General features: G+C 69.7%; 9 protein-coding genes and 1 tRNA gene. 8 read left to right on the top strand and 2 right to left on the bottom strand.

The genetic code is table 11. The annotated features are described in order from the left end of the window. Window positions 1-41: 41 nt before the first annotated feature. A complete protein-coding gene (locus tag AC1DG4_RS15700; RefSeq protein ID WP_477381543.1) occupies window positions 42-2,210 on the top strand; it encodes a heavy metal translocating P-type ATPase in 2,169 nt (722 codons plus the stop codon). Between the two features lie 27 nt (window positions 2,211-2,237). On the opposite strand, the gene AC1DG4_RS15695 is transcribed toward AC1DG4_RS15700, so the two are convergent. Next, window positions 2,238-3,368 carry an aminotransferase class V-fold PLP-dependent enzyme gene (locus AC1DG4_RS15695; protein ID WP_477381541.1) on the bottom strand — a complete coding sequence of 377 codons (1,131 nt, stop codon included), beginning with the start codon at window positions 3,366-3,368 and terminating at the stop codon, window positions 2,238-2,240. Window positions 3,369-3,410: 42 nt separating this feature from the next. Here AC1DG4_RS15695 and AC1DG4_RS15690 point away from each other — a divergent pair. Next, a tRNA-Val gene (locus AC1DG4_RS15690) sits at window positions 3,411-3,483 on the top strand. A gap of 45 nt (window positions 3,484-3,528) precedes the next feature. Here the strand turns inward: AC1DG4_RS15690 and AC1DG4_RS15685 are convergent. After that, a complete protein-coding gene (locus AC1DG4_RS15685; protein ID WP_477381539.1) occupies window positions 3,529-4,857 on the bottom strand; it encodes an MFS transporter in 1,329 nt (442 codons plus the stop codon). 122 nt (window positions 4,858-4,979) lie between these two features. Here AC1DG4_RS15685 and AC1DG4_RS15680 point away from each other — a divergent pair, with 122 nt between their 5' ends. The 6 genes from AC1DG4_RS15680 to AC1DG4_RS15655 all read left to right on the top strand — a co-directional run bounded on the left by AC1DG4_RS15680 (window position 4,980) and on the right by AC1DG4_RS15655 (window position 13,312). Continuing rightward, the gene (locus AC1DG4_RS15680) at window positions 4,980-6,431 is read left to right on the top strand and encodes an aromatic amino acid lyase (RefSeq protein WP_477381537.1); all 1,452 of its coding nucleotides are present in this window, start codon (window positions 4,980-4,982) and stop codon (window positions 6,429-6,431) included. Next, on the top strand, window positions 6,428-7,189 hold the full coding sequence (locus tag AC1DG4_RS15675; RefSeq protein ID WP_477381535.1) for an IclR family transcriptional regulator: 762 nt from the start codon (window positions 6,428-6,430) through the stop codon (window positions 7,187-7,189). Before AC1DG4_RS15680 ends, AC1DG4_RS15675 begins: the two co-directional genes overlap by 4 nt. Window positions 7,190-7,321: 132 nt before the next feature. Continuing rightward, window positions 7,322-10,045 (top strand): pyruvate dehydrogenase (acetyl-transferring), homodimeric type, encoded by a 2,724-nt coding sequence (gene aceE, locus AC1DG4_RS15670; protein WP_477381533.1) that lies wholly within the window; start codon window positions 7,322-7,324, stop codon window positions 10,043-10,045. Between the two features lie 31 nt (window positions 10,046-10,076). Further along, window positions 10,077-11,285 carry a PucR family transcriptional regulator gene (locus AC1DG4_RS15665; RefSeq protein WP_477381531.1) on the top strand — a complete coding sequence of 403 codons (1,209 nt, stop codon included), beginning with the start codon at window positions 10,077-10,079 and terminating at the stop codon, window positions 11,283-11,285. A 111-nt stretch (window positions 11,286-11,396) separates the two neighbouring features. Next, entirely contained in the window at window positions 11,397-12,317 is a 921-nt protein-coding gene (locus AC1DG4_RS15660; RefSeq protein WP_477381529.1) for an ACP S-malonyltransferase, read from the top strand. Next, the gene (locus tag AC1DG4_RS15655; RefSeq protein ID WP_477381527.1) at window positions 12,314-13,312 is read left to right on the top strand and encodes a beta-ketoacyl-ACP synthase III; all 999 of its coding nucleotides are present in this window, start codon (window positions 12,314-12,316) and stop codon (window positions 13,310-13,312) included. Before AC1DG4_RS15660 ends, AC1DG4_RS15655 begins: the two co-directional genes overlap by 4 nt. Window positions 13,313-13,358: the final 46 nt, after the last annotated feature.

Below are 13,358 nucleotides of genomic sequence, written 5' to 3'. Positions count from 1 at the left end.
CCTTCTGGAATACCCCAGGGGGGTACATGGTTGGGCCCATCATGGACGAACGAACGCCGCACGGCGGCCACCCCGCGGACGGCATCGCGACGCAGGATCACGGAGCGAGACACGAGATGCACGCCGCGACGAACGATGCGCAGTTGCACAGTGCCCACGCGGATCACGGACACGGACACGCTGAGACGTCGGACCACGGCGCCCACGCGGGCCACGCCGGGCACGGCGATCACGTCGCACGGTTCCGGCGCCTGTTCTGGATCATGCTCGTGCTGGCGGTGCCGGTCGTGGCCTTCTCCCCCATGTTCGCGATGCTCGTCGGGTACCACGTGCCCGACGTGTTCGCGCTGCAGGCGATCCCGCCGGTGATCGGCACGGTGCTGTACGTCTGGGGCGGGCAACCGTTCCTGACCGGTGCGATCTCGGAGATCCGCGGGCGCCGCCCCGGAATGATGCTGCTCATCGCGCTCGCGATCACGGTCGCGTTCCTCGCCTCCTGGGGCGCGACACTCGGACTCCTCGACCACGAGCTCGACTTCGGGTGGGAACTCGCACTCCTCATCGTCATCATGCTGCTCGGGCACTGGATCGAGATGCGCTCGCTCGCCCAGACCACATCGGCCCTCGACTCCCTCGCCGCTCTCATCCCCGACCAGGCCGAGCGCGTGACGGGCGACGACGTCGAGCTCGTCTCCCCCGCCGACCTCCGTGTCGGTGACGTGGTGCTGATCCGCCCCGGAGGCCGGGTGCCCGCCGACGCGATGGTCGTGGACGGATCCGCGCACCTGGACGAGTCGATGATCACCGGCGAGTCCCGCGCTGTGCCGCGCACGACCGGCGACCAGATCGTCGCCGGAACGATTGCGACGGACTCGGCGCTGCGCGCCCGGGTGACCGCGGTCGGAGACGACACGGCTCTCGCGGGGATCGGGCGGCTGGTCGCCGAGGCGCAGTCGTCGTCCTCCCGTGCGCAGCGCCTCGCGGATCGCGCGGCGGGCTGGCTGTTCTGGTTCGCCCTCGGCGCCGGTGTCCTGACCGCCGTGGTGTGGACGGCCATCGGCCTCCCCGATGCCGCGGTCGTGCGGGTCATCACCGTCCTCGTGATCGCGTGCCCGCACGCCCTGGGCCTCGCGATCCCGCTCGTGGTGTCGATCGCGACCGAGCGCGCAGCGCGCGGCGGGATCCTCGTGAAGGACCGGATGGCGCTGGAGCGGATGCGCCAGGTCGACGCCGTGCTCTTCGACAAGACCGGGACCCTGACCGAGGGGGCGCCCGCGGTGACCGGCATGGCCGTGACCGCGGACTTCACCGAGCACGAGATGCTCGGCCTGGCAGCCGCAGCGGAGTCCGACTCCGAACACCCGCTCGCGGCGGCGATCCGGACCGCCGCCGAGAGTCGTGGCCTCGCCCGCGGCGAGGTGTCCGGGTTCCGCTCCGAGCCGGCACTCGGCGTGCGCGCGATCGTCGACGGGCGCACGGTCGAAGTCGGCGGACCGGCTCTGCTCCGGCAGGCGGGTGCGTCGGAGCTGCCAGAGGCGGCAGGATGGCGCGCGGAGGGTGCGATCATCCTGCATGTGGTCGTGGACGGCCGCGCCGCAGGCGCGCTCCGGCTCGCCGACGCGATCAGGGAGGAGTCCCGGGCCGCGGTGCACGCGCTGCAGCAGAGGGGCGTCGACGTGGTGATGATCACCGGGGACGCCGAGGCCGTGGCCGCCTCCGTCGCCGCAGAGCTCGGCATCGAGCGGTTCTTCGCCGGGGTGCGCCCCGAGGACAAGTCGGCACGGGTCGCCGAGCTGCAGGCCGAGGGACGCACGGTCGCGATGGTGGGCGACGGCGTGAACGACGCTCCGGCGCTCGCCAGGGCCGACGTGGGCATCGCGATCGGCGCCGGCACGGACGTGGCTATCGGATCCGCCGGAGTCGTGCTGGCCAGCTCGGATCCGCGCTCCGTCGTCGCCACGATCGAACTGTCTCGGGCCGCGTACCGCAAGATGCGGCAGAACCTGTGGTGGGCCGCCGGCTACAACCTCGCGGCCGTCCCGCTCGCGGCGGGGGTGCTCGCCCCGATCGGGTTCGTGCTGCCGATGTCTGTCGGCGCGATCCTGATGTCGGTGTCCACCGTGGTCGTCGCGCTCAATGCGCAGCTGCTGCGGCGTCTCGACCTGCGGCCCGAGCGCGTCGCCGCAACGGCGGAGCACCGCTCGCGCTGAGCCCCGGACGTGGGGACCGGGTCGGGCTCAGAGTCCGATCCGGTCCAGAGCGGCCGCCAGCCGATCGACCGTGCCATCCACGTCGGCGAGCTTGTCCAGGCCGAACAGCCCGATCCGGAACGTCGAGAACGACTCCGGCTCACCGCAGTGCAGCGGCACGCCGGCGGCGATCTGCAGCCCCTGCTCACGGAACAGCAGACCCGTCCGGAGTCCCGGATCCGCGGTGTGCACGACCGCGACGCTCGGCGAGGCGAAGCCTTCCGCGGCCACGGAGGGCAGACCGCGCTCGGTCAGCAGGGCGCGTACGCGCGTGCCGAGATCCCACTGGGCGGTTCGCAGCGCGTCGAAACCGCGCTGCCGCGTCTCCGCCATGGCCACGGCGTTGCGCGCGAGCGTGTCGGTCGGCATCGTGGCGTGGTACGGAGCGCGTCCCTCGACGTACTCCTCCGAGATCCACAGCCACCGGGCGAGATCGATCGCGAAGCTCGACGAGGTGCGCGAGGTCACCGCCTCGCGACCCGCATCGCGCAGCATGACGTAGCCGGCCCCCGGGGATCCGCTCCACCCCTTCTGCGGGGCGCTCAGCAGAACGTCCACGCCGAGAGCCTCCATGTCGACCCAGAGCGCGCCGGACGCGATCGAGTCCAGCACGAGCAGTCCGCCGACCTCGTGCACCGCGTCGGCGAGGGCGCGCACATAGTCGTCCGGCAGCAGAATGCCCGCTGCGGTCTCCACATGCGGTGCGAAGACGACCTCGCTGCGCTGCGCGCGGATCGCCGCGACGACCTCGTCGATCGGCGTCGGCGCCCACGCGGACTGCGCGTCGTCCGACTCAGGGCGGGCCGTGCACACCACCGTGTTCTGCGCGATGTCGCCCGCGTCGAGGATCTGAGACCAGCGGTAGGAGAACAGTCCGTTGCGGACGATGAGGCAACGCCGTCCGGTGGCGAGCTGCCGGGCCACCGCCTCCATCGCATAGGTGCCGCCGCCGGGGACGATCGCGGTCGTCGTCGCGCCGTAGGCGGCGCGCAGATCTGACTGGACGCTCTGCATCACCGACACGAAGCGCGCGGACATGTGATTCAGGGAGCGGTCCGTGAAGACCACCGAGTACTCCAGCAGTCCGTCGGGATCGACATCGTCGTGCGGAAGGTTCATGCGCCCAGCCTGGCACACCGGCCCCGCTAGGCTGGAGGTCACGCGCCTATAGCTCAGTTGGTAGAGCACGTCCTTTACACGGATGTGGTCGGGAGTTCGAGTCTCTCTGGGCGCACCGCCGCGTCGCGGGGGTGCCGGACCCGCGCGACGCCCCCACCGATCAGACGAGCTTCTTGCCCTCCGTCTTCGGCGCCCACAGCCAGGTGACCAGCGCGCCGAGCGCGAGCACCGCCGACAGCCAGTACATCGACACCGACACTCCCCACTTCTCCAGGCTGATCGGCAGCAGGAACGTTCCGATCGCCGAGGCGATGCGGCTGGTCGCGTTGAGCAGGCCCACACCGCTGCCGCGCAGGTGCGTCGGGAACAGCTCCGGCGGGTACACCTGGGTGATGTTCGATGCCGCCGACATCACGAACGAATACACCACGAACGGGATGAGCATCAGCCAGGGCGATGCCTCCGCGAGGAGTCCGAGCAGGGCCAGCGTCACGGTCATGATGACGAAGGTCCAGAACGTGAAGGCCTTGCGGGGGAACTTCACGATCGCCCACAGGCCGGCGACGCCTCCGGCCAGTAGGAAGGCATTGATCAGCAGGTTCTGCATGTTCACGTCCGACACCTTCATCGCCTCGAGGATCGTGTAGACGAATGTGTAGATCGCGAAGTACGGGAGCACCTGGCAGCTGTAGAACAGGATCCCGAACCAGGTGCTCTTGCGGAGCGCGGGACGGAAGAGCTCGCTGTAGCTGCTCTTCTCCTCGACGTGAGCGGCCGGGATGAAGATGTTCCCGGTCTTGAGGTACTTCTCTGCGATCGCCGCGGCCTCCTCGCCCCGGCCCTTGCTGATGAGCCATCCCGGCGACTCCGGAGAGCCGATACGCACGATCAGCACGAACAGCGCCGGGATGAACCCTGAGGCGAGAAGCCAGCGCCACGTGTCAGGGCCCACGTTCACGGACGCGCCGAGCACGTTGGCGATGACATAGCCGACGGTCCACAGCACGGTCAGCGAGGAGAGCATCAGGCCGCGGGACTTGCGCGGCGCGAACTCCGACAGCAGGGTCGGGCCCACGGCGTAGTCGGCCCCGAGGCCGAACCCGATCAGCAGACGCAGCACGAAGATCGTCTCGACGTTCGGCGCCCAGAACTGCGCAAGGGATGCGGCCGCGATCAGGATGAAGTTCAGGACGTAGACGCGCTGGCGGCCGATCCGATCACTGATCCGACCCAAGATCAGCGATCCGAAGAACAGACCGATCAACGCCGAGCTCGCGAGCATGCCCTGCCAGAACCCGTCGACGTGCCACTGCTGAGACAGCAGCGGCAGCGCGCTCCCGATGATTCCCAGGGCGTAGCCGTCCGAGAAGTTGGCGCCGAAGGTCATCATCGTGACCTTGAAGTGGAACCGTCCGAAGGGGATCTGGTCGAGGGCGATCTTCCCGTCGGGGACCGGTTCCTGGGCTTCGTCGGTGATGGCGGAATTCATCAGCAGCTCCCTTGCCACAAAGTTTGCCATGTAGTGAAATAGGTCTTGTTCACCACATGAAACTTGCTCACTGCCAGAATGTCAAGATCCGAGTGCGACGAGGCGCCGGCGGAAGGAGTCCCATGATCGACGCGAAGGGGCCATCGAATCGAACCCACCCGCCGGCGACAGCATCCGCGCGCGCCACGATCGTTCTCGGCGATCGACCACTGGATCTCGACGACATCCGCGCCTTCGCAGAGGACGGCGCACGGGCGGAGTACTCGCCGACGGCTGTTCACACCATCGCGCTGGCCCACGAGACGCTCTTGCGCCTCGCCGAGTCGCGTCCGGTGTACGGGCTCTCCACGGGGGTCGGCGCACGCCGCAGCGTGTCCGTCGTGCGCGACCGGGAGTCGTGCCTGCGCCTCTGGCGAAGCCATGCGCTCCAGTTCGGCCCCGCGGTCGATGCTCAGAGGGTCCGCGCGATGCTGCTGATTCGCGCCAACCAGCTCGCGCAAGGCGGATCCGGCGTCAGCCCGGCTCTCGCCGATGCCCTGCTCGCCGCGACGACCGGCGAGGACCTCCCGACGGTCGCCTTCGGCGGTGCACTCGGTACCGGGGATCTCGGCGCGCTCGGGGCGCTCGCGCTCCAGATCACCGCGGACCGCCCGAGCGGTCCCTTCGCCGCCTCGGACGGCCTTCCGTTCATGAGCAGCAGTGCGCTGACGCTCGCCGACGCCGCGCTCACCCTCATCGATCTCGATCGCGCGCTCGAGACGGCCACGGTGCTCGGATCCGCCACCGCGAGAACGCTCGGGACGACGGCAGAGCACTTCGCGGCGGCGGCGTTCGCGGGCCGGCACTCCGCGGTGCGCGAGGTGGCGGCCCGGCTCGCTCCGTCCGGCGCGGATCCCGGCGTCCGCGTGCAGGATCCCTTCTCCATGCGCCTGCTGCCGCAATCGCTCGGATCCGTGCGGTTGTCCTGGGAGCGCTGCCGGGACGCCATGCTCGGGGAGGCGAACAGCGCGCACGAGAACCCGCGGGTGTTCACCGCGGAGCAGCAGGTCGCGCACACCGGCAACTTCTACACCGTCGAATTGGAACTCGCCTGCGGCACGGTGCTGCGCGCGCTCGCTCAGGACGCGAGCCTGCTGCTCGCGCGACTCGGGCTGCTCATGAACCCTCGCTACACCGGTCACGCCGAGTTCCTCGGCGACGGATTGCCCGACGCGACGGGGGCGATGATGCTCGAATATGTCGCGGCGGCAGCGCTCGCCGACATCCGCGACCTGGCGGCCCCCCACGGCGGCCACGGTGTGCATCTCTCACTCGGCGCCGAAGAGCACGCGCCGTTCACGCCTCAGGCCGTGCGCCGGCTGCACCGCGCGACCGAGAGCTACCGCACGATGCTGGCCTGCTTCGCGATCACTCTTCGCCGTCTTCCCGGCGTGGACGATCTGCTGCTCGGGCTGCCGGAGAGACACGGCGGGCTCGAGGACCGCGACCTCAGCGGCGAGCTGGCTGATGCGGCGTCCGCGCTCGATAGGATTCGGCTCAGCGAGTCGGACGAGCAGATGGAGGGACGCGGATGAGCCCGAACACACCAGGTGCGGTCCCTGCCACCGAGGAGACCGTCGAGGCGCTCGATTCCGGATCGGGTCCGCGCTCCGTCCACAGGGCGCTCGAACTGCTCACGATCGTGGTCGAGTCGGGCCCGCAGCCGCTCACCGAACTGGCGCGAGCGAGCGGTCTGCCCACGAGCACGACATTGCGTTCGCTGCGCGCCCTGGAGCACTGGGGCTACGTCGCTCGCACTCCCTACGGCGGCTACGTCGCCGGTCACCGCTTCGCCCGTTCGCGCTTCGACGCGGAGCCCGCCAGCGCGGAGCAGCTGTTCGAGCGCTCCGGCGAGGTCCTCCAACGCCTCACCGAACGCAGCGGCGAGTCGAGCTACCTGACCGTTCGCGGCCCGGGACGCAGCTGCATCTATCTGCGCGAGGTACAGAGCGACCAGCCGATCCGTCATGTCGGCTTCGCCGGTTGGGCGGGACGCACCGTGCAGATGGATGGCTCCGCGGTCGGCGCCGTCCTGGACGGCCAGACTCCGAGCGGCGGTTTCGTGACTCTCGGCGCGGTATCCGCGCCCGACGCGACCGTCATCGCGGCTCCCGTGCTCGACAACGAAGATGCCATCGTCGCGGCGATCAGCATCGTCGGGCCCAGCTTCCGCATGGGCGCGGATCGCGTTCAGGATCTCGGCATTCTCGTCAGCGAGGCCGCGCAGGAGTTGACGCGGGCGCTCCGCTCCGGGGACTCCGCACGAATCGCATCGGGCATCGACCGGCACTGACCGGCCGTGCCACCCCGACCGTCAGGAGGGCTAGGCTGAATCCCGCGCGCCTTTGTGCGGAGTCGACAAGCCTCCCCGGCGCCGCATCCCGACTTCGTTGGCATGACCTGCCAGACAGACGAAAGGCCTCCTGTGACTGTTCACGACCAGGATCCGTACTCCCAGGGCCCGCTCGACAGCGATCCCGAAGAGACCAGCGAATGGCAGCAATCGCTCGACGAGCTCGTCGATGCGAAGGGTCACGGCCGCGGCCGCGAGATCATGCTCAGCCTGCTCAAGCGCTCGAAGGATCTGCACCTGGGCGTCCCGATGGTCCCGACCACGGACTACATCAACACCATCGCCCCGGAGAACGAGGCCGAGTTCCCGGGCGATGAGGACCTCGAGCGCCGCTACCGGCACTGGATCCGCTGGAACGCCGCGGTCACCGTGCACCGCGCGCAGCGTCCCGGCATCGGGGTCGGCGGCCACATCTCGACCTACGCCTCGGCGGCGTCGCTCTACGAGGTCGGCTTCAACCACTTCTTCCGCGGCCAGGACCACCCGTCCGGCGGCGACCAGATCTTCTACCAGGGCCACGCCTCCCCCGGCGCCTACGCCCGTGGTTTCCTCGAGGGCCGGATCAGCGAGCAGCAGCTCGACGCCTTCCGCCAGGAGAAGTCCGGCGCACCGAACGGCCTGCCCTCCTACCCGCACCCGCGGATGATGCCCGAGTTCTGGCAGTTCCCGACCGTGTCGATGGGCCTCGGCCCGATCAACGCGATCTACCAGGCGATGACCAACAAGTACCTCGCCAACCGCGGCATCAAGGACAACGACTCGCATGTGTGGGCGTTCCTGGGCGACGGCGAGATGGACGAGGTCGAGTCGCGCGGTCAGCTCCAGGTCGCAGCGAACGAGGGCCTGGACAACCTCACCTTCGTGGTCAACTGCAACCTGCAGCGCCTCGACGGCCCCGTGCGCGGCAACGGCAAGATCATCCAGGAGCTGGAGAGCTTCTTCCGCGGCGCCGGCTGGAACGTCATCAAGGTCGTCTGGGGCCGCGAGTGGGACGACCTGCTCGCCCGCGACGCCGACGGCGCGCTGCTGAACCTGATGAACGTCACCCCGGATGGCGACTACCAGACGTACAAGGCCGAGAGCGGCGCCTACGTGCGCGAGAACTTCTTCGGCCGTGACGAGCGCGCGCTCGCCCTGGTCAAGGACTACTCCGACGACGACATCTGGCACCTGCGCCGCGGTGGCCACGACTACCGCAAGGTGTACGCGGCCTACAAGGCGGCCATGGAGCACAAGGGCCAGCCCACCGTCATCCTCGCCAAGACCGTCAAGGGCTACGGCCTGGGTCCGCACTTCGAGGGCCGCAACGCGACTCACCAGATGAAGAAGATGACGCTGGACGACCTCAAACTGTTCCGCGACACGATGCACATCCCGATCACGGATGCGCAGCTCGAGGCCGACCCGTACCGTCCGCCGTACTACCACCCGGGACAGAGCGACGAGACGATCCAGTACATGCTGGACCGCCGCCACGATCTGGGCGGTTTCCTTCCCGAGCGCCGCACGACGCACGTGGGGCTGAACCTCCCCGAGGACAAGGACTACGCGCTGCCGAAGAAGGGTTCCGGCAACCAGGAGGTCGCCACGACCATGGCCTTCGTGCGCATGGTCAAGGACCTCATGCGGGTCAAGGGCTTCGGCGAGCGGATCGTCCCGATCATCCCCGACGAGGCGCGCACGTTCGGTATGGACGCGTACTTCCCGACTGCGAAGATCTACAACCCCAACGGCCAGAACTACACCGCGGTCGACCGGGAGCTGCTGCTCGCGTACAAGGAGAGCCCGCAGGGGCAGATCATGCACGTCGGTATCAACGAGGCGGGCGCGGCCGCCGCGTTCACCGCCACGTCGACGGCGTACTCGACGCATGGCGAGCCGCTCATCCCGATCTACATCTTCTACTCGATGTTCGGCTATCAGCGCACCGGCGACGCCTTCTGGGCGGCCGGCGACCAGATGGGCCGCGGCTTCATCATCGGCGCCACGGCCGGACGCACGACGCTGACGGGTGAAGGCACGCAGCACGCGGACGGGCAGTCCCCGCTGCTCGCGTCGACCAACCCCGCGACGCTCGTCTACGACGCGGCGTACGGCTACGAGGTCTCGCACATCGTCCAGGCCGGCATCGAGCAGATGTACGGCGGCAGCCATCCGAATCCGGACGTCATGTACTACCTCACGGTGTACAACGAGCCGATGCGGATGCCCGCGGAGCCCGCGGACGTGGACGCCGAGGGGATCCGCAAGGGTCTGCACCGCATCTCGGTCGGATCCGGCGAGGGCCAGCGCGTGCAGCTGCTCGCATCGGGCGTGGGCGTGCCGTGGGCGATCGAGGCCCAGGAGCTGCTGCTGGCCGACTGGGGCGTGTCCGCCGACGTCTGGTCGGTCACCTCGTGGACCGAGCTGCGCCGCGACGGCCTCGCCGCCGACGAGCACAACTTCCTGCACCCGGAGGAGGAGCCGCAGTCTGCGTACCTCACCGAGAAGCTGAAGGACGCCCAGGGCCCGTTCATCGCGACGAGCGACTACATGCACGCGGTCCAGGACCAGATCCGCCAGTGGGTCCCCGGCGCGTACTACACGCTGGGCGCCGACGGCTTCGGCTTCGCCGACACGCGCGCCGCGGCCCGCCGCTTCTTCAAGATCGACGGACCGTCCATGGTGGTCCGCGCCCTCCAGGCACTGGCTGACCAGGGCCGCATCGACCGCTCCGTCGTGGGTCAGGCGATCGCGAAGTACGACCTGTACAACGTGAACGCCGGCACCAGCGGCAACGCCGGCGGCGAGAGCTGACCCGCGCGGCACGATGAGCAGACCTCCCGAGATGACAAAGGAGGAGACGCTGGCGTGGCTGCGCCGCATCTCCGGGGACCTCGCCACGGCGACCCTTCAGCGTCTCGAGGATTCGCTGCCGTGGTACGCCGAGATGCCACCGGCCCGACGCTCCGCCGTCGGGCTGGTGGCGCAGGCCGGCATCACCTCATTCATCCAGTGGTACGACGACCCCACGTCGACACCCTGGATCGCCGCGGACATCTTCGCGGCAGCTCCCCGTGAGCTGCTGCGGAGCGTGAGCCTGCAGCAGACGCTGCAACTCATCCGGGTCACGGTCGAGGTGACGGAGGAGCGCGTGGCGGGCAACGGCCAGCACCTGCGCGATGCGATCCTGCTGTACTCGCGGGACGTGGCCTTCGCAGCCGCCGACGTCTACGCGCGCGCCGCCGAGGCCAGGGGCCTGTGGGACGCGCGCCTGGAAGCGCTCGTCGTCGACTCGATCCTCACGGGCGAGGCGGATGAGGAGCTTCCCAGCCGCATCGCCGCCCTCGGCTGGCACGGACACGGCGAGGTCTGCGTGATCGTGGGAACCACGCCGCCTCAGTTCGACGTGGACCAGGTGCGTCGCACCGCCCGCAAGCTCGCGGTCGACGTGCTGATCGGCGTGCAGGGATCCCGGCTCGTGCTCGTGGTCGGACGGGCCAAGCCCGCCGCGGGCGAGGACGCCGCCGAAGGTGCGGAGCCCGACGAGTTCTCCTTCGCCGAGATCGCCCGCACCTTCGAGCCATCGTTCGGCCCGGGGCACGTCGTGGTCGGTCCTGCGGTCGCCGCGCTCGTCGACGCAGGGCAGAGCGCCCGCGCGGCGCTGGCCGGGTTCGCCGTGGCGCGCGCCTGGCGGGGCGCACCGCGACCGGTGGACGCTGACGAACTGCTGCCGGAGCGCGCCATCGCCGGGGATCCCCTGGCCAAGCAGACGCTCATCGAGCGGGTGTTCCGGCCCCTGCACGATCACTCCACCGACCTCGTGACGACGCTGTGGAGCTATCTCGACAACGGCCGCTCGCTCGAGGCGACCGCGCGCGAGCTGTTCGTGCACCCGAACACCGTCCGCTATCGCCTGAAGCGGATCAGCGAGGTCATCGGCTGGGATGCGACCGGCCCCCGCGAAGCGTTCATCCTGCAGACGGCACTCGTGCTGGGCACGATCGGCACGGCGGATCCGGTTCGGCGCGGTCTTCGACCCCGCAGGCCCCGCTGACGCCCGCACGTCCGTCCCGGAAACCCGCGTTGTACGTCTCGGATAACCGATCTGCGGATTCTTGTGAGGGTTGAGCCACCGATTCCGGCGAAACGTTGGCAGACTGGGAACGTGATCGTCTTCGCATGCCCTGGACAGGGCTCCCAGACCCCTGGCTTCCTCTCTCCCTGGCTCGAGCTCGACGGCGTCGCCGATGACCTCGCCCGCTACTCGGAGGCCGCCGAGGTCGACCTGGTCCAGCACGGCACGGTCTCCGACGCCGACACGATCCGCGACACGCGCATCGCGCAGCCGCTCATCGTCGCCGCCTCGCTCATCGCCGCGAAGGTCCTGCGGGAGCGGGCCGGCCGCGGACCCGACGGCGTCGCCGGACACTCGGTCGGAGAGTTCGCCGCCGTGGCGGACGCCGGCGTGCTCACCCCCGAGACGGCGATGCGCCTGGTCGGCATCCGCGGGCGCGCGATGGCGGAGGCGGCCGGGCGGACTCCGACCGGCATGAGCGCGGTCCTGGGCGGCGATGAGGAAGCCGTGCTCGCACTGCTCTCCGACCTCGATCTCACCCCTGCCAACTACAACGGGGGCGGCCAGATCGTCGCCGCGGGCGCCCTGCCCGCCCTCGCGGCACTGGCCGAGACCCCCGTGCGCGGATCCCGCGTGATCGCACTGCAGGTCGCCGGGGCGTTCCACACGCAGTACATGGCCTCGGCCGTCGACACTCTGCGCGAGGCCGTCGCCGACGTCGACGCCGCGGACCCGACGGTGACCCTCTGGACCAACAAGGACGGATCCGTCCTCGCCGACGGCACGACCGCGCTGGAGAACCTGGTGACGCAGGTCTCCTCCCCCGTGCGCTGGGACCTGTGCATGGCGTCGTTCGCAGACAACGGCATCACCGGCCTCATCGAGCTGACCCCTGCCGGCGCCCTCACCGGCCTCGCCAAGCGCGGCCTGCGCGGCGTTCCCGCCGTCGCCGTGAAGACCCCGGACGACCTCGACGCGGCGCTGGCGCTGCTGAACGGAGAAGCAGCATGACCATGCTCAAGCAGGCCACGGGACCCGCCTACACGCGCATCTACTCCGTGGGTGCCGCCCGCGGAGAGAACGCCGTGCCGAATGACGACCTCATCGGCCCGATCGACTCGAGCGACGAGTGGATCCGGCAGCGCACCGGCATCATCACCCGTGCCCGCGCGGTGCCGACCACCGACGCGATCGATCTGTCCACGACCGCCGGGATCGAGGCGATCGAGAAGTCCGGAGTGGCGGCGTCCGACATCGACCTCGTGATCGTCGCGACCATCAGCAACCCGAAGCAGACCCCCTCCGTCTCCGCCATCGTGGCCGACCGGGTCCGGGCGAACCCGGCCGCAGCCTACGACCTCAACGCGGCGTGCGCAGGCTACGCCTACGCCGTCGCCCAGGCCGATGCGCTGATCCGCGCCGGCGCCGCCCGGTATGCGCTCGTGATCGGCGCGGAGAAGCTCTCCGACGTCGTGGACCCCACGGACCGGAGCATCTCGTTCCTCCTCGGTGATGGAGCGGGCGCCGTCGTGGTCGGGCCCAGYGATTTCCCCGGCATCTCCGCCACGGTGTGGGGATCGGACGGCTCCAAGGCCGACGCGGTCGGCATGAACCACACCCTCACCGATTTCCGCGACGGCAAGGCCCCGTGGCCGACGCTGCGCCAGGAGGGCCCCACGGTGTTCCGCTGGGCGGTCTGGGAGATGGCCAAGGTCGCCAAGCAAGCGCTCGAGCAGGCCGGCATCGAGGCTTCGGATCTGGCCGCCTTCATCCCGCACCAGGCGAACATGCGCATCGTGGACGAGTTCGCGAAGCAGTTGAAGCTCCCCGAGACGACCGTGATCGCCCGGGACATCGAGACCACGGGGAACACGTCCGCGGCGTCCATCCCGCTCGCGATGCACCGCCTGCTGCAGGAGCACCCCGAGCTCAGCGGCGGCCTCGCCCTGCAGATCGGCTTCGGCGCGGGTCTGGTGTTCGGCGCGCAGGTCGTCGTGCTGCCCTGAGCGGGCTGACGCGACCTCCTAGACTGTTCACCGGTTCGAAACCACC

It is taken from the genome of Microbacterium sp. 05N427 (assembly GCF_056397105.1).
This window is presented reverse-complemented; position numbering and strand designations above follow the sequence as displayed.